The organism is Peptacetobacter sp. (genome assembly GCF_029264495.1).
Lineage (GTDB): Bacteria > Bacillota > Clostridia > Peptostreptococcales > Peptostreptococcaceae > Peptacetobacter.
The window spans coordinates 15,537-33,635 of record NZ_JARIBH010000035.1; the positions used below are offsets into that span (position 1 = coordinate 15,537).

The window sequence follows — 18,099 nt, forward strand, 5'->3', positions numbered from 1 at the left end:
TATGTATAGTTATACAATTAAATAAAATAGGCAAAGTTTGAAAAGCATTTATAAAATAGATAATATATTTTAAATTATCAAAATATATGAAAAATAAACTTGATTTGATATAATATATAATAAATAAAGTAAATTTGGTGAAGGGGAAAAAAGCATGAGATTTATTGATTTAAGAAGTGATACAGTAACAATGCCAACAGATAAAATGAGAAAAGCTATGGCAGAAGCAGAAGTAGGAGATTCAATATACAGAGATGATCCTACATTAAATGAATTAGAAATAAAAGCTGCTGAAAAAGTTGGAAAAGAAGCGGCTATTTTTGTTCCAAGTGGAACTTTTGGAAATCAACTTTGTCTTTTTACACATTGTCAAAGAGGACAAGAAATAATAATAGGTAAAGATTATCATATAGTAGTTCATGAAGTTGGAGCACCAGCAGTTATAGCAGGAGTACAGCTTAGAACATTAGAAACAGGCGAAAAAGGAGAATTAAATCCTAAAGAAGTTGAAAAAGCGATAAGAAGAGATGATATACATGAGCCTTCAACAGGACTTATATGTGTTGAAAATGCATGTCTTGGAGGAACTGTTGTAAGTGTTGAAAATCTTAAAGAAATAAAAAAAATAGCTGAAAAACATAATTTACCAGTACATTTAGATGGAGCTAGAATATTTAATGCAGCACAATCTCTTGGAGTAGATGTAAAAGAAATAACAGATTGTTGTGATTCTGTAATGTTTTGTTTATCAAAAGGTCTTGCAGCTCCAATAGGATCAATAGTTGCTGGTAGTAAAGAATTTATTGAAAAAGCTAGAAGAAAACAAAAATTAATGGGTGGAGGAATGAGACAAGTTGGAATACTTGCAGCAGCAGGACTTATAGCGATAGAAGAGATGACAGAAAGATTATCTGAAGACCATGAAAATAGCTATTATTTAGCAGAAGAACTTGATAAAATAGATGGAATTTCTGTAAATAAAAATACTAATGATATAAGTATGGTTTATTTTACAATGAGTGAGGATATTATATCAGAAAAAGAATTTGTACAAAAAATGTATGATAAAGGAATAAAGATAAGTGGAATGGAAAATGGAGAATATAGATTTGTAACTCATGTAAATGTGAGTAGAGAAGACGTAGATAAAGTTATAAAAACAGTTAAAGAATTAATATCTAGTAAGTAAAAAATTAAAAGAAGTAACAATTTCTTATTTAAATAATAATGATAAAAAAAGGAGTTGTTACTTCTTATTTTTGTATATTTTTTTTACAATAAGAATTATATAAAATAAAACATTGACATTAATTGAAAACATTTAAGATTTAAGATATAATTATATAGTTAAGGAAGACATAAATTAAAATGTATGAGCGAAATAAAAATGGACTACTTGAGTTTATACAAAATTTTATAATTTATTATTAGTATAAAATTTTAAGTAGTAAAATACTTTTAAAAGGAGTGTATCGATATGAAATTCTGGAAGCTACATGGTATAGGAAATGATTTTATAGCCATTGATGGAAGAAATGATGGAAAAAATCCTGAAGATTACTCTTCTTTAGCATTACAAGTATGCAATAGAAGGATGTCTGTTGGAGCAGATGGACTTTTAATTGTAAAAAATTCAAAAGTAGCAGATATAGAGATGGTATATTATAATGCTGATGGTTCTAGAGCTGCTATGTGTGGAAATGGAATGAGATGTTTCTGTAGATTTGTTTACGATAATCATATAATTCAAGAAAATGAATTTGATGTAGATACACTAGATGGAATAAAACATATAAATATAATAACTACTGATTTAGGGGATGTTAGGACGGTAAGAGTTGATATGGGGAAAGGTTCTTTTAAGGCAAAAGATATACCTGTGATAACAAATAAGGAAAACTTTATAGAAGAAAATGTGAAAATTTTAGATAAAGAATTTAAACTTACTTCTATGCTTATGGGAGTTCCTCATACAATAGTATTTATAGATGAGTTTGATTTAGATATGATAGAAAAATATGGTCCAGCTATTGAAAATAATAGTATATTTCCAGAAAAAACAAATGTTAACTTTGTAAAAGTTAGAGACCAATATAATATAAATGTATATACATGGGAAAGAGGTTGTGGATATACTTTAGGTTGTGGAACAGGAATGACTGCATCTGCAATAATATGCAACTACCTTGGGAAAACAGAAAATAGTATAAATGTTACATCAAAGGGTGGAACTGTAAAAGTAGACATAGCGGACAAAGTATTTATGACAGGTCCAGCTGTGAAAATATGTGAAGGATATTTGGAGGTTTAAAATGGCAATAAGTATGACAGGCTTTGGAAGAGGCGAATATAAAGATGATAATTATTATTTTTTAGTAGAATGTAAGACAATAAACCATAAATATTCTGATATAAATATAAGACTTCCTAGAAAAATAGCTTTTTTAGAAGATAAAGTTAGAAATTTAATAAAAGATTATGTTAAAAGAGGAAGAGCTGATGTATTTATTAAATTAGAACTTACAGGTAGTGAAGATGTAAGTTTAAAATTTGATGAGCAATTAGCAGACCAATATTATAAAATTTTGACAAAAATAAAAGAAAGATATTCTATGGAAGATGAAGTATCTATAATGAATATAGCTAAGTTCCCAGATGTAGTAAGAACTGAAGAAAAAGAAGATGATGAAGATTTACTTTGGAATATGCTTGAAAAAGCTGTTAAATCATCTATGGAAAAACTTACTGAAATGAGAACAGAAGAAGGTAAAAAATTAGCTGAAGATGTAAAAATGAGATGTGAACTACTTAAAGAATATATAGATAGAATAGAAGAATATTCAGAAACAGTTGTTATCGAATACAAAGAAAAATTAAATTCTAGGATAAAAGAGTTTCTTGATAATCCAGAAATAATAGATGAAAATAGAATAGCTATGGAAGTAGCTATATATGCAGATAAAAGCAATATAACAGAAGAAATAGTAAGATTTAAAAGTCATATATCTCAATTAAAAACAACAATAGATAGAAATGATTCTATTGGTAGAAAAATAGATTTTTTAATTCAAGAAATGAATAGAGAAACAAATACTATAGGCTCAAAATCATCAGATTTAGAAATAACAAATACAGTTGTTGAAATTAAGAGTGAGTTAGAAAAAATAAGAGAACAGATACAAAATATAGAATAAAAAAGTTCTATATTAAAAAATAAATTAATCGGAGGATTTTGAAAATGAATAGAAAAGGAATTCTAACTGTTGTTTCAGGACCTTCAGGTGCAGGAAAAGGTACAATATGCAAAGAGTTGTTAAAAAATAATGATAATATACAATTATCTGTATCTGCAACAACAAGAGCTCCTAGAGAAGGAGAACAGGAAGGTGTAAATTATTATTATAAAACACATGAAGAATTTAAAAATATGATAGAAAATGGAGATCTTTTTGAGTATGCGGAAAGATATGGTAATTTTTATGGTACTCCAAAGGCTGCTATCATGGAAAATCTTGAAAAAGGAAAAGATGTTCTTCTTGAAATTGAAATGATAGGTGCATTAAATGTAAAAAAAATGTGTCCTGATTCAGTTTTAATATTTGTATTACCTCCATCATTAGAAGAGCTAAAGAAAAGATTAGTTGGAAGAGGAACTGAAACAGAAGAACAGATTGAAAAAAGATTCAGCATGGCGTATGAAGAGATACAAACTCTAAAAGAATACGACTATTTCATAATAAATGAAGATGTTGAAACTGCAGCAAAAGAAATAGAACTATTAATTGCAGCAGAAAAAAATAAAACAGAAAGATATAAAGATATTATACTTAAAGAATTTGAGGAGGAATATAAAAAATGTTAAAACCATCAATAAACGACGTATTAGAAAAAATAGACAACAGATATTACTTAGCTTGGACTGTAGCAAAAAGAGCTAGAGAATTAGTTGATCATGCAGAACCATATGTAAAAACAGAAAATAAAGAAAAACCTGTTATAACTGCTACTAAAGAAGTTGCAGAAAATAAAATAACTTACAGATTATTAACAGAAGAAGAAATAGCTGCAAAAGAAAAATTACATCAGGAAGAACAAAATAGACAATTAGCTGAACATCAGGAGTAAGAATATGGAAAAGAAAACAGTAGTAATTGGAGTTTGTGGAGGAATAGCTGCTTATAAGGCATGTGATATTGTCAGTAAACTTAAAAAAATGGATTTAAATGTTCATGTTATTATGACAAAATCAGCTTGTGAATTTGTAGCTCCTATGACTTTTCAGACATTAAGCCAAAATTTTGCTATAACAGATATGTTTGAAGAGCCAAAAACTTGGGATGTAGAACATATATCTCTTGCAAAGAAAGCAGATGCATTTTTAATAGTCCCAGCTACTGCAAATGTTATTGGTAAAATAGCTAATGGTATAGCAGATGATATGCTTACAACAACTGTTATGGCTACAAAAGCACCAGTAATAATAGCACCAGCTATGAATACTAATATGTATGAAAATCCAATTGTTCAAGATAATATAAAAAAATTAAAAAATTATGGATATCAATTTATTGAGCCTGCATCTGGAAGGTTAGCTTGCGGAGATTTAGGAAAAGGAAAATTAGCAGATGTAGATGATATAGTTTATAGTGTTTATGCATCTTTATATGGAAAAGATGATTTAAAAGGTATGAAAATTACTGTTACAGCTGGACCTACAATTGAAGATATAGATCCTGTAAGATATTTAACAAATAGATCTTCAGGAAAAATGGGATACTCTATTGCAAAAAGAGCAGTATTAAGAGGTGCAGATGTAACACTTATATCAGGACCTACAAGATTGGAAATTCCAAGAGGAATTCATAAATTTGTTCAAACTTCATCAGCAGAGAGTCTTTATAATGCTGTAAATGATAATTTTGAAGATTGTGATGCTTTGATACAAAGTGCAGCGATTGCCGATTATAAACCTAAAAATTATTCTAAGAAAAAGGTTAAAAAGAAAGAAGGAGATCTTTCAATAGAATTATCAAGAACAAAAGATGTTGCTAAAGAAATGGGAAAAATAAAAGAAGATAAAGTTTTAGTTGGTTTTGCCGCAGAAACTAATGATTTATTAAAAAATGCCCAAAGAAAAATAGAAACTAAAAATTTAGACTTTATAGTTGCTAATGACCTTACTAAAGAAGGAGCTGGATTCAACACAGATACTAATATAGTAAAGATTATAGATATAAATGGAAATATAGAAGATTATCCTATGATGAGCAAGGAAGATGTAGCGGATATTATATTGGATAAAGTAAAAGAGTTAATCGAAAATCAAGAAAAATAGAGGGGAATCTCCTCTATTTTTTTACATATTATTATTTATAAGGGGGTGGATAAATGTATGCAGAAGTTATAGTAAGAAGCAACACTGTTTATACTGATAATCTATTTACTTATAAAATACCCGATTTTTTAGAAGAAATAATTAGAATAGGACATAGAGTATTAGTTCCTTTTGGAAAAAGTAATAAACCTATAGAAGCATTTGTGTTTAAAATAAAAAACAATTATGAAAAACAAAGTAATATAAAAATAAAAGAGATAGAAGATATTTTAGATGAAGAACCTTTATTTACACCAGAGCAACTATCTATGGTTCATTGGATGAAAAATAGGTATTTATGTACATATATGGATTGTATAAATATGATATATCCAAAAGGACTAAAAGTTAAAAATTATAAGGTGATTTCATTAAAGGAAGGATACTTAGAAGAGTATAATAATTTATCTGAAGATGAAAAAAAAATTATAAGGAATATATCAGAAAATAAAGGAAAAATAAAGGTAGATAAATTAAAATATATTAAAAATATAAATAATCTATTATATAAAATGAAAAATAAAAAGATAATAGATATAAAATGGGAATATACAAGTACTAAAAACGAAAAAAAAATTATAATTGTCAGTTTATCTAGCTATATAGAAAATATAGATGAATATATATCTGAAAATAAGATAAAAATAGGAGTAAATCAGAGAAAAATAATAGATTTTCTAAAATTAAATGAAGAAGTAGAGATAAATGATATTATAGAGATATTAAAAATTTCTAAACAAAGTATAAATTCTCTTGAAAAAAAAGGAATAATTACTTTTAAAGAAGAGGATTTTTTTAGAAAACCAAAATTAACTTATAAAGAAAAAGCAAAGAAAATTGAATTAAATGAACAACAAAAGGAAGTTTCTGAAATAATAAAAGGTGAAATGTTTTCTGATAATAAAAAACCATATATACTACATGGAATAACAGGTAGTGGTAAAACAGAAGTTTATATGGATATTGTAGATTTTGCATTATCTCAAGGTCTTGATAGTATAATATTAGTTCCAGAAATTTCTTTGACACCACAAACAGTATCTAGAATAAAAAATAGATTCGGAGAAATAGTAGGAGTTTTTCATAGTCAACTTTCAGAGGGAGAAAAACATGATGTATTTAGAGCTGTAAGAAAGGGAGAAATAAGAATTCTTATAGGAGCGAGATCTGCACTATTTGCACCGTTTAGAAGTTTGGGAGTAGTTATAATAGATGAATTCCATGAATCTTCATATAAATCTGAAATGAATCCAAAGTTTAATGCTATTGAAGTAGCTAGATATATGTCTTTTAAAAATAATATAACACTAGTTATGGGTTCTGCAACGCCATCAATAGAAGAATATTATAGAGCAAAAACAGGAGACTATAAACTTTTAAAAATAGATAAAAGAGCAAATTCAAAACCATTACCAAAGATAAAAGCAATTGATATGAAACAAGAATTAAATGAAGGAAATAAAAGTGTATTTAGTAGAGAATTAATAGAAAAAATAAAAGAAAATACTTATAAAAAAAATCAAACTATATTATTCTTAAATAGAAGAGGATATGCTAACTTTATATCATGTAGAAATTGTGGGTATGTTATGAAGTGTGAGCATTGTGATATATCACTTACATATCATAAAAGAGAAAATACTGCTAGGTGTCATTATTGTGGATTTGAAAAAAAAGTTCCAAAAGAATGTCCAGAATGTAAAAGTAAATATTTAAAACCATTTGGGACAGGGACACAAAGAATTGAAGAGGAGTTAAAAAAATTAATTCCAGATATAAAAGTTTTAAGAATGGACAAAGATACTACAGCTAGAAAAGGTGAAACAGAAGAGATTTTAGGAAAATTTAAAAATAAAGAAGCAGATGTATTAATAGGTACACAGATGATATCAAAAGGACTTGATTTTCCAGATGTAACATTAGTAGGAATAATGTCAGCCGATATGATGCTTAATTTTCCTGATTTCAAAAGTTTTGAAACTACATTTCAATTGATTACACAAGTAGCAGGAAGAGCGGGAAGAGCAGAAAAAGAAGGAGAAGTATTGTTACAATCTTACAATATAGATAATTATGCTATAAAAAATGCTATGGAGTATAATTTTGAAAAGTTTTATGAAAATGAGATAAAAATTAGAGAATCGTTTGAATACCCACCATTTAGAAATATTATAAGTGTGGTGATAAGTGGAGATAATGAAGAAAAAGTAAAGAAAAATATTTATTCTATGTATAATTCTTTAAAATACTTATTTAAAGGACGAGGATATGATGATTTAAGTTTTATACTAGGTCCAAATCCATGTACAATATCAAAAATAAATAAAAATTATAGATGGCAACTTTTATTTAAAGATGATTTTGTTGAAATTAATCTTTTAAAGGGTATAATAAAATATGTATGTATAACAAAAAGAGATGTTGTTTTTGATAAAAATATAAACATATCAATTTCTGTAAATCCAAACAGTGTACTTTAGAATAAAATTTAATTAGAGGTAATATTAGGAGGAATAAAAATGGCTTTAAGAAGAGTTACAAAAATGGGAGAACCAGTATTAAGAAAAATATGTAAACCAGTTAATAAATTTGATGAGAAATTAGCACAGCTATTAGATGATATGGCTGACACTATGTATGAAGCAGATGGTGTAGGATTAGCAGCTCCACAGGTAGGAATGTTAAAAAGAGCGGTAGTTATAGATGTTGGAGAAGGAATTATAGAATTAATAAATCCAGAAATAATAGAAACAGCAGGAGAGCAGACTGATATAGAAGGATGTTTAAGTGTAGATAATATAAATGAAGAAGTAACAAGACCATATTTTGTAAAAGTAAAAGCTCAAGATAGACATGGAAATGAATTTGAAATAGCGGGAGAAGAATTACTTGCTAGAGCTTTCTGTCATGAGATAGATCATTTAAATGGAATACTATTTGTGGATAGAGTAGAAAAATAATTATAAAAAATAAAATATTTATATGGAGGTAATATAATGAAAGTTGTATTTATGGGAACTCCAGATATAGCAGTTCCATGTTTGCAAAAAATTATAGATGAAAAACATGAGGTATTAGCTGTAGTTACACAGCCAGATAAACCTAAAGGTAGAGGCAAAAAAATGGCTATGCCACCAGTAAAAGAGTTAGCTGTAGAACATAATATTGAAGTATATCAGCCTCTAAAAGCAAGAGATAAAGAATTTATAAAAACTATAGAAAAAATAAATCCGGATATAATTGTTGTTGTAGCTTTTGGACAAATACTTCCAAAAGAATTAATAGAAATACCTAAATATGGATGTATAAATGTACATGTGTCATTATTACCAAAATATAGAGGAGCAGCGCCTATAAACTGGGTAATAATTAATGGTGAAGAAAAAACAGGAGTTACTACTATGTACATGGATGAAGGATTAGATACTGGAGATATGATCCTTACAAAAGAATTTAAATTAGATGATAAAATAACAGCAGGTGAACTTCATGATAAAATGATGATAGAAGGGGCTAAACTTCTAAAAGAAACTATGGATTTAATAGAAGAAGGTAAAGCACCAAGAATAGCACAAAATCACGAGGAATTTACTTATGCACCTATAATGGACAAAGAGTTAGGACATATAGATTTTAATAAATCATCTAAAGACATTCATAACTTAGTTAGAGGTGTAAATCCTTGGCCAAGTGCATATGCAATGTATAATGAAGGTAAAATGAAAATTTGGAAAACAGAAGTATTAGATGAAAAAAGTGACAAAAAACCAGGAACTATAATATCAACTGATAAATTAGGTATAAGAGTAAGTACAAATGATGGGGTTATTTTAATAAAAGAAATACAAATGCCTAATAAAAAAAGAATGCCTGTATCTGAATATATAAAAGGAAATAGTATCGAAGAAGGAGTAGTTCTTTCATAGGTGGATATTATGTCAGATATAAAAAAATATTCTATAAGTATAGCTATTTTATTTTTAATTTTACTATTTTTTACAACATTAGTTGATATCCTTATAGTTGGTATGCCTAGAATAATAATAACAATAAATATATTAATATTTATTATAATAGCATCAATATTATTATTTTCAGCAACTATAACTAGATTTATAATATGTGATAAGAAAGTTAATAAAAATTTAATGAAATTTAATTTTATGATAGCTAAAACAATTTATCCTATAGTTGTTTCTATATCAGAATTATTAAAAATGTCAAAAAGTAGTATTAGAAGGATATTTATAAAATTAAATAATAGCTATGTAAAAGCAAATAAATATAATTTAACTGGAGAAAAAATATTAATATTGCTTCCTCATTGTTTACAATTTCATAATTGTAAATTTAGAGTAACATCTACAATAGACAATTGTGCTAGATGTGGACTTTGTAATATCTCAGATTTAGCTAAATTGGGAGAAAAAGAAAATGTTCATGTATTTATAGCTACAGGGGGAACACTAGCTAGAAAAGTTATAATAGAAACAAGGCCAAAAGCTGTAATAGCTGTAGCTTGTGAAAGAGATTTAACAGAAGGTATAATAGATGTTAAAGGAATTCCAGTCTTAGGTGTATATAATGAAAGACCTAACGGACCTTGTTTTGACACAAGAGTAAGTGTAGAAAAAGTAAAAGAGGCAATAGATTTTTTCAAAGGGGAATAGGAAGGTGATTTTATGCCATATTATGGCTTTGGATTTTATGATCCGACAATGATTATAATAATACCAGCTATATTATTTACAATGTATGCTCAGTTTAAAGTATCTTCAACAACGAATAGATTTTTTAGAATAAAATCTGCAAGTGGATATAATGGGCAAGAAACAGCGGCAAGAATACTGGCAGCAAATGGTATAAGAGATGTAAGAATAGAGCCGATAAGAGGAACTTTAACAGATCATTATGACCCAAGAAATAAAGTTCTTAGATTATCAGAAGAAGTATATTATGGAACATCTGTAACATCAGTATCAGTTGCTGCACATGAATGTGGCCATGCACTACAACATGCTTATGGATATGCACCTCTATCAATAAGGGGAGCAATTGTTCCAATTGTAAACTTTGCTTCTAGTTTATCATGGATACTTATATTTGTAGGATTATTATTTACAAGAAGCAGTACTCTATTACAATTAGGAATACTAATGTTTTCAGCTACTGTAGTATTCCAACTTATAACATTACCAGTTGAATTTAATGCATCAAAAAGGGCATTAGTTCAATTAGAGGATTTAGGAATAGTAGATAATGCAGAAGCAAGAGATAGTAGAAAAGTACTTTCAGCAGCAGCAATGACATATGTTGCAGCTGCGATGACAGCTATATTACAGTTATTAAGACTATTATTGATAGCATCAAATAGAGATGATTAATAAATTTAGAAATACAAAATAAAAAATAATTTAAAAAGAGAGATACTTTTATAAAATTTCTCTCTTTTTTTATTTTTTAGTGTATAATTAAATTAGATTATTGTGCGAGAAATTAAATAAAAATTAAGAGAGGTTATTTTATGAATGCAAGAGAAGCAGCATTTAAAATTCTTTGTGATATAGAAATAGATAAAAACTATTCTAATATGGCAATAAATAAAATTTTTAAAAATAATGAAATAAATGATAAAGACAAAGGACTAGCGACAGAAATTGTATATGGAGTTATAGAAAATAAAAAATATCTAGACTTTATAATAAATAAACTTTCTAAAATAAAAGTAAAAAAAATGTCTAGTTATGTAAAAATTATACTAAGAATGGGAACATATCAAATACTATTTTTAGATAATATAGAAAATTATGCAGCTGTAAATGAAACAGTAAAGTTAGCTAATAAGTATGATAAAAAATCTAGAGGATTTGTAAATGCTATTTTAAGAAATGAAATTAGACAAGAAAGAACTATAAAATATATAGATATAGAAGATCCAATAAGAAGATTGGCTGTAAAATATTCTTATCAGCAATGGATTATAGAAGATTGGGTCGATAAATTTGGAATGGAATTTACAGAAGAACTTTTAGAAGCAGGAAATGAAAGACCTAATTTGTATTTAAGAACGAATACTTTAAAAATAGATAGAGAAACTCTTTTAAAAGAGTTTGAAAAAGAGGGTATAAAAGCCAATAAAGCTATGTTACCTGAAGGAATAATGGTTGAAAAATTTAAGGGAATAGAAAACTCTAGACTTTATAAAGAGGGGTATTTTACTATACAAGATATAAGTTCTATGTTGGTTGCAAAAGTAATGAATCCAAAAGAAAATGATATGGTTTTAGATGTATGTAGTGCTCCAGGTGGTAAAAGTACACATATGGCAGAACTTATGAAAAATACTGGAAAAGTTGTATCAAGAGATGTATTCGAACATAAAATAAAAGTAATAAAAGCAGCATCAAAGAGACTTGGAATAAATAATATAGAGGCTGAAGAATTTGATGCAACTAAATTGGATAAGGAAAGTATAGAAAAATTTGACTGCGTATTAGCAGATGTACCATGTTCTGGATTTGGTATAATAAAAAGAAAGCCAGAAATAAAATATAAAAGTAAAGAAGAATTAAAAGATTTACCTGAAATTCAAGCTAAAATACTTGAAAATGCATCTAAGTATGTTAAAATAGGTGGAACTTTAGTTTATTCAACATGTACTGTTCAAGATTGTGAAAACATAGATATAGTAAATGAATTTTTAGAAAAAAATTCAAATTATAAATTAGTTCCTATAGAAGGAGTAAATGTAGACCCAGATGAGCAAGAAAGAGGATATTTAAAAATATATCCACACATACATGGAATAGATGGATTCTTTATTGCAAAAATGAAGAGAGTAAAATAGCAAAAGAGGTAGTATTATGATAGAAAAAAAAGCTTTGAAAAATTTTACAGAAGCTGAAATGAAAGAATTTATGAAAGAAATTGGAGAAAAAGCTTTTAGAGCAACTCAAGTTTATTCATGGATTTATAAAGGTGCAAAGAGTTTTGATGATATGAATAATATTCCTAAATCTCTTAGAGCAAAATTAGAAGAAGTTTCATATATTGGGAATATAGATATAGAATTAAAATTAGAATCAAAAGATGGAAAAACAAAAAAATATTTATTTTTATTAAATGATGGAAATATAATAGAAACTGTTATGATGGATTATGACAGCAGAGTAACTGTTTGTGTATCCAACCAAGTAGGATGTAGAATGGGATGTAGGTTCTGTGCATCTACAATGGACGGATTAGTTAGAAATCTTGAACCTTGGGAAATTTTGGATCAAATAATGAAAATACAAGAAGATACTGGAAAAAGAGTATCAAACTTAGTATTGATGGGAAGTGGAGAGCCACTTGATAATTACGAAAATACAAAACAATTCTTAAAAATTGTAAATGATGAAAATGGACTAAATATAGGATATAGACACATAACTCTTTCTACATGTGGAATAGTTCCTAAAATTTATGAATTAGCAGATATGGAAATTCCCATTAATTTGGCGATATCTCTTCATTCACCATATGATGATAAGAGGGCTGAAATAATGCCGGTTGCAAATAAGTATAGTATAAAGGAAATATTAGAGGCATGTAGATACTATATTAAAAAGACTAATAGAAGAGTTACATTTGAATATTCCTTAATAAAAGGAGTAAATGACAGTAAAAAAGAAGCAGAGGCATTATCAAAATTATTAAAAGGAATGCTTTGTCATGTAAATCTTATACCTATAAATGAGGTTGATGAAAGAGATTTTAAAAAACCAGATAAGGCATTTATATATAAATTTAGAGATTATCTTGAAGAAAGAAATATTCCAGCTACAGTTAGGATATCTATGGGTTCTGACATAAGTGGAGCTTGTGGGCAATTAAGAAGAAAACATAAATAATCTAAAAGGGAGGGATTTTATGGAGTTTTATTTTGCCTCTGATGTAGGGTTAGTTAGAGAAAACAATGAAGATTATTGTAAATGTGAAATAATAGACTTAGAAAATGAAGAAATAGGTCTATTTGCAATAGCTGACGGCATGGGAGGTTATAAAAAAGGAGAGGTAGCTAGTAAAATGGCGGCCGAAAATATAATACTCTTTCTCAAAGAAAATTTGCTTCAAACAAATAAAATTAAGATAGAATATATAGACGATATACTTAAACAAGCGTATAATAATGTGAATAGCTTAATATATGAAAAAGCTTCAGAAGATAATTCTTTTTTGGGAATGGGGACAACTCTTACAACTGCTATATTATATAAAAATCATTTGTATATAGCCAATGTAGGTGATAGTAGAGGATATACCTTTGATAATGACAATGGACTTAAAAGAATAACTAAAGACCATTCATACGTTGAAGAATTAATCGAAAAAAAAGCAATTACAGAAAAAGAAGCTATGACACACCCTAATAGAAGTATTATAACTAGAGCTATAGGACCAGATCCTTTTGTTATAGTAGATATATTTAAACAAAATATTGAAAAAAGTGGTATAATACTTTTAGCAACAGATGGACTTACAGGTTGTGTTGCTGATGAAGAAATAGAAAAAATAATAAAAGATAATGAAGATTTTGAAGATATAAGCAATGAATTAATTAATACAGCTAATGATGCTGGAAATGATAATGTTTCTGTAATACTAGTTAGAGTTTAGTTGGGACGGTGATATAACGTGGGAGATACAATTTTAGGAAATAGATATAAGATAGAGAAAAAAATTGGTGAAGGCGGAATGGCTTATGTTTATGAAGCAAAAGATAAGCTTTTAAACAGAGTAGTAGCTGTTAAAGTTTTAAGACCTGAATTTGTAGATGATCAAGAATTTTTAAAGAAATTTAAGAGAGAAGCTGAAGCAGTTGCAAGTCTTTCACATCCAAATATAGTAAATGTTTATGATGTAGGTGAAGATGGCAAAGTTCATTACATTGTAATGGAATATGTAAATGGAAAAAATTTAAAAGAAATAATACAAGAAGAAGGAACTCTTGATGAGTATACGGCTCTTGATATAAGTAAACAAATAGCAATGGCATTAAGCTGTGCACATAAAAGAGGGATTATACATAGAGATATAAAACCACATAATATACTTATATCAAATGAAGGTAGAAATATAGCAAAAGTTGCAGATTTTGGTATTGCAAAAGCAGTATCAAATTCAACAATGACAAATATCGGTGGAGTAATAGGGTCAGTACATTATTTTTCTCCAGAACAAGCCAAAGGAAAATTTGTTACAAATAATGCAGATTTATATTCATTGGGTATTGTTTTATATGAAATGCTTACTGGAAAAGTTCCATTTAGAGGAGATACGCCAGTTTCAATTGCACTTCAGCATATAAATGATGATATAGAATTTACAGAAGAGGAAAAAATAAGAATACCTCAAAGTGTTAGAACTATAATAAAAAAACTTACAGAGAAAAATACTGCAGATAGATATCAAACCGCAGAAGAAGTAATAGAAGACATAGAGTATATAGAAAAAAATATAGATTTAGATTTTATAAAAGAATATGATGATTTTGCAACAAGACATATAGACGAAAGAAATTTAAATTCTGTAGCAAAACCTAAAATAGTACCAGCTGCTATAGCAGATATAGATGGAGATGATGCTGGATACTATGATGATGAGGAATATGATGACGATGATTATTATGATGAGGAAGACGAAGAAGATTATATTCCTAAAAAAAGAAGAAAAAAGAAAAAGAAAAAAGTGATTCAAGAAGAAACACCAAAAACTAGAAAAAAATTAAAGATAGCAGCAGTGATATTATCACTAATACTTTTAGCTCAAGTAGGAGTATTCTTTAAACTATTTGGTTCAAGTATTTTTGGAAGTAAAGATGCTATAATAGCGCCAAATGTTGAAGGAATGCAAGTAACACAAGCAGAAACAACTGTAGAAGATATGGGATTAAATTTAAAAATAGTTAGTTATGAATATAGTTATTCAGCAGCTGAAAATGAAATAATTTCACAAGATCCAGATGCAGGTACAGAATTAAAAGAAGGAGATACTATTACAGTAGTTGTAAGTAAAGGAAATAACAATAAAGAAGAACCTAATGTAGTAGGTATGACACTTAGTCAAGCTCAAGGAATGATACAAGCAAAAGGATTTGCTGTAGGTAAAATAACATATGAGTACAGTTCTGCATATAAAGAAGGAACTGTATTAGCTCAAAGTAATTCTGGTGGAAAAATCTCTTTAGTTGTAAGTAAGGGAGAAGATAAAGAGAATAAACCGACATTACCAAATGAAGATAATAATAATACAAATAATAACAATAATAATGGAAATACAGGTAATGATAATACTGGTGGAGGATCATCAGGAGGCGGAAGCAATAACTCTGGTGGAGGATCATCAGGAGGTGGAAGCGATAACTCTGGTGGAGAATCATCAGGAGGTGGAAGCGATAATTCTGGTGGAGGATCATCAGGAGGTGGCGAATCTAGTGGAGGAGCTACAGAATAAAAAATATGAAAATTAAAAGTATCCTCTTTTAAAGAGGATACTTTTTTTATTAAAGGAGAAAAATATGAAAAAAACAGTAGTAGTAACAGGTGCATCTAGAGGAATAGGAAAGGAAATAGCAAGAGAATTTGCAATAAATGACTATAATGTCTTAGCTAATTATAATAATTCAGAAAAAGAAGCTAAAGAATTAGAAAAAGAACTTTTAGAAAAAGGATGTAGTATAAAAATATTCAAAGCAGATGTATCGAAAAGTGAAGAAGCAAATAAAATGATAGATTTTTGTTTAAAAGAATTTGGTAATATTGATGTTTTAGTAAATAATGCTGGAATAAGTCAAGATAAATTGTTCACAGATATAACAGATGAAGAGTGGGATAAAATGATGTCTGTAAATGTAAAAAGTGTATTTAATTGTTCAAGAAAAGCATTACAGCATATGATATGGGAAAAAAATGGTTGTATTATAAATATAACATCTATGTGGGGAGAAACAGGTGCATCTTGTGAAGTACACTACTCAACATCAAAAGCTGCTATAATAGGAATGACAAAAGCTTTAGCAAAAGAAGTTGGTCCGTCTAATATAAGAGTAAATGCAGTATCACCAGGTGTAATAATGACAGATATGTGTTCATACTATGGAGAAGAAACATTAAATGAATTAAAAGAAGAAACACCTCTTATGAAATTAGGCAAGGTAGAAGATATAGCCGAAACAGTATACTTCTTAGCTGAAAAAGGTGGATTTATAACAGGTCAAATAATAGGTGTAAATGGAGGAATGGTAATTTAAAGTTATTTTAAATTTATTATAATACTAATAATAAAAAACACTTTAATTAAATCACTTGTAAAAATATTATAGTATTGTTATAATATAGTCAAATGATTAAAAAAATATAAAATATAGTTAAAAAAAGAAATATTTTATATAATTGTAAGGAGTGAATACAATGAAAATAGTAGAAGGATATATGCCTTTTAAAGAGTACAAAACATATTATCGTATAGTAGGAGAAGCAAATCCTAAAAAAGCTCCACTAGTGTTACTTCATGGTGGACCAGGGTCAACACATAATTATTTTGAAGTTCTTGATAAGATGGCTGAACTTGATGATAGACAGATAATAATGTATGATCAATTAGGTTGTGGAGAATCATTTGTAGAAAATAGACCTGACTTATGGAATAAAGAAGTTTGGATAGAAGAGTTAATGGAATTAAGAAAACATTTAGGACTTGATGAAATTCATTTACTAGGTCAATCTTGGGGTGGAATGCAGACTCTTGAATATATATGTAACTATAAACCAGAAGGTATAAAAAGTATAATATTATCTAGTACACTTCCAGCATCATGGATGTGGGGATTAGAACGGAAAAGATTAATATCATTCCTTCCAGAAGAAATGCAAGAAGCAATAGATTATGCAACTAAAAATAATGATTATTCTTCACCAGAATACCAAGCAGCAGAAGCAGAATATATGCTTCGTCATGCAGCTGGAAAATATGGAGAAAATGATCCAGAATGCTTAACAAGACCAGTTAAAAAAGGTGCTGAAGCCTATGTAGTAGGTTGGGGACCAAATGAATTTACTCCTCTTGGAACATTAAAAACTTATGATGTTACAGAACAATTAAAAGATATAAAAGAACCAGCATTAGTTATATCAGGAGGAAATGATTTATGTACTCCATATATAGCAAAATATATGTATGATAGAATACCTAATTCTCAATGGGAATTATTTAGAGATTGTCGCCACATGTGTTTTGTTGAAGATAATGAAAAATATATAAATCTTCTAATAGATTGGTTAAATAAAAACGACTAATAAAAAATACTTAATAAATATAAAAGGACTCTATTAATAAATTTGATAGAGTCCTTTTTAATTTATTGCAATCTAAAAAATAAAATCTCATAATAAGTTCAAGTTTATTATTTAAATTCAAATCTTTTATTTTTGAATTCTAAATGGTTGTACAAATAAGCAAATATTAAAGGCAATATAAGACAAGCTATAGGAGAAATGAAATAATCAAAGAATTCTCTGTAAATTCCTAAAATACCTGTATTTGCAAATTGAGTAAATAACCATTTTATCAGTAAATGATGAATCATGATGCTCCAAGTATTGTTACCTATAAAAGAAATTAATTCTGGAAGATGTTTTTCTACTTTAAACGCAATCCTACATAAAAATTCAGATAAATAAAGTATA

18 protein-coding genes are annotated in these 18,099 nt (G+C 27.9%); 17 read left to right on the forward strand and 1 reads right to left on the reverse strand.

Features of this window, described 5'->3' with window-relative positions:
• Nucleotides 1-154: 154 nt before the first annotated feature.
• The 17 genes from ltaE to pepI all read left to right on the forward strand — a co-directional run bounded on the left by ltaE (nucleotide 155) and on the right by pepI (nucleotide 17,709).
• Nucleotides 155-1,189, forward strand: coding sequence for a low-specificity L-threonine aldolase (gene ltaE / locus Q1J78_RS03495; protein WP_300278963.1), 1,035 nt, complete (start codon nucleotides 155-157; stop codon nucleotides 1,187-1,189).
• Nucleotides 1,190-1,477: 288 nt separating this feature from the next.
• On the forward strand, nucleotides 1,478-2,311 hold the full coding sequence (gene dapF / locus Q1J78_RS03500) for a diaminopimelate epimerase (protein ID WP_300278966.1): 834 nt from the start codon (nucleotides 1,478-1,480) through the stop codon (nucleotides 2,309-2,311).
• A 1-nt stretch (nucleotide 2,312) separates the two neighbouring features.
• Nucleotides 2,313-3,194 (forward strand): YicC/YloC family endoribonuclease, encoded by an 882-nt coding sequence (locus Q1J78_RS03505; RefSeq protein ID WP_300278969.1) that lies wholly within the window; start codon nucleotides 2,313-2,315, stop codon nucleotides 3,192-3,194.
• 44 nt (nucleotides 3,195-3,238) lie between these two features.
• Nucleotides 3,239-3,862, forward strand: coding sequence for a guanylate kinase (gene gmk / locus Q1J78_RS03510; protein ID WP_300278972.1), 624 nt, complete (start codon nucleotides 3,239-3,241; stop codon nucleotides 3,860-3,862).
• On the forward strand, nucleotides 3,856-4,125 hold the full coding sequence (gene rpoZ / locus Q1J78_RS03515; protein WP_300278974.1) for a DNA-directed RNA polymerase subunit omega: 270 nt from the start codon (nucleotides 3,856-3,858) through the stop codon (nucleotides 4,123-4,125). The genes gmk and rpoZ overlap by 7 nt, the downstream gene beginning before the upstream one ends.
• Nucleotides 4,126-4,129: 4 nt before the next feature.
• Nucleotides 4,130-5,335, forward strand: a complete 1,206-nt coding sequence (gene coaBC, locus Q1J78_RS03520) for a bifunctional phosphopantothenoylcysteine decarboxylase/phosphopantothenate--cysteine ligase CoaBC (RefSeq protein ID WP_300278977.1) — start codon at nucleotides 4,130-4,132, stop codon at nucleotides 5,333-5,335.
• A gap of 53 nt (nucleotides 5,336-5,388) precedes the next feature.
• Nucleotides 5,389-7,854 carry a primosomal protein N' gene (priA, locus tag Q1J78_RS03525; protein WP_300278980.1) on the forward strand — a complete coding sequence of 822 codons (2,466 nt, stop codon included), beginning with the start codon at nucleotides 5,389-5,391 and terminating at the stop codon, nucleotides 7,852-7,854.
• A 39-nt stretch (nucleotides 7,855-7,893) separates the two neighbouring features.
• Nucleotides 7,894-8,334 (forward strand): peptide deformylase, encoded by a 441-nt coding sequence (def, locus tag Q1J78_RS03530; RefSeq protein ID WP_300278983.1) that lies wholly within the window; start codon nucleotides 7,894-7,896, stop codon nucleotides 8,332-8,334.
• A 36-nt stretch (nucleotides 8,335-8,370) separates the two neighbouring features.
• The gene (gene fmt, locus Q1J78_RS03535) at nucleotides 8,371-9,300 is read left to right on the forward strand and encodes a methionyl-tRNA formyltransferase (protein WP_300278986.1); all 930 of its coding nucleotides are present in this window, start codon (nucleotides 8,371-8,373) and stop codon (nucleotides 9,298-9,300) included.
• Nucleotides 9,301-9,309: 9 nt separating this feature from the next.
• Complete coding sequence (locus tag Q1J78_RS08705; RefSeq protein WP_330683256.1) at nucleotides 9,310-10,044, forward strand: DUF116 domain-containing protein; 735 nt, start codon at nucleotides 9,310-9,312, stop codon at nucleotides 10,042-10,044.
• Nucleotides 10,045-10,056: 12 nt separating this feature from the next.
• Nucleotides 10,057-10,758: a zinc metallopeptidase gene (locus Q1J78_RS03545; RefSeq protein WP_300278989.1), complete on the forward strand. Its 702-nt coding sequence runs from the start codon at nucleotides 10,057-10,059 to the stop codon at nucleotides 10,756-10,758.
• 140 nt (nucleotides 10,759-10,898) lie between these two features.
• The gene (gene rsmB / locus Q1J78_RS03550) at nucleotides 10,899-12,221 is read left to right on the forward strand and encodes a 16S rRNA (cytosine(967)-C(5))-methyltransferase RsmB (RefSeq protein ID WP_300278992.1); all 1,323 of its coding nucleotides are present in this window, start codon (nucleotides 10,899-10,901) and stop codon (nucleotides 12,219-12,221) included.
• Between the two features lie 16 nt (nucleotides 12,222-12,237).
• Nucleotides 12,238-13,266 carry a dual-specificity RNA methyltransferase RlmN gene (gene rlmN, locus Q1J78_RS03555; RefSeq protein WP_300278994.1) on the forward strand — a complete coding sequence of 343 codons (1,029 nt, stop codon included), beginning with the start codon at nucleotides 12,238-12,240 and terminating at the stop codon, nucleotides 13,264-13,266.
• Between the two features lie 19 nt (nucleotides 13,267-13,285).
• Nucleotides 13,286-14,032 (forward strand): Stp1/IreP family PP2C-type Ser/Thr phosphatase, encoded by a 747-nt coding sequence (locus Q1J78_RS03560; protein WP_300278997.1) that lies wholly within the window; start codon nucleotides 13,286-13,288, stop codon nucleotides 14,030-14,032.
• A gap of 18 nt (nucleotides 14,033-14,050) precedes the next feature.
• Nucleotides 14,051-15,868 carry a Stk1 family PASTA domain-containing Ser/Thr kinase gene (gene pknB, locus Q1J78_RS03565; RefSeq protein ID WP_300279000.1) on the forward strand — a complete coding sequence of 606 codons (1,818 nt, stop codon included), beginning with the start codon at nucleotides 14,051-14,053 and terminating at the stop codon, nucleotides 15,866-15,868.
• 64 nt (nucleotides 15,869-15,932) lie between these two features.
• On the forward strand, nucleotides 15,933-16,664 hold the full coding sequence (gene ymfI, locus Q1J78_RS03570) for an elongation factor P 5-aminopentanone reductase (protein WP_300279003.1): 732 nt from the start codon (nucleotides 15,933-15,935) through the stop codon (nucleotides 16,662-16,664).
• A gap of 160 nt (nucleotides 16,665-16,824) precedes the next feature.
• A complete protein-coding gene (pepI, locus tag Q1J78_RS03575) occupies nucleotides 16,825-17,709 on the forward strand; it encodes a proline iminopeptidase (RefSeq protein WP_300279006.1) in 885 nt (294 codons plus the stop codon).
• Between the two features lie 107 nt (nucleotides 17,710-17,816).
• Here pepI and Q1J78_RS03580 read toward each other — a convergent pair.
• A partial coding sequence (locus Q1J78_RS03580) for a hypothetical protein (RefSeq protein ID WP_300279009.1) occupies nucleotides 17,817-18,099 on the reverse strand: 283 nt, incomplete at its 5' end.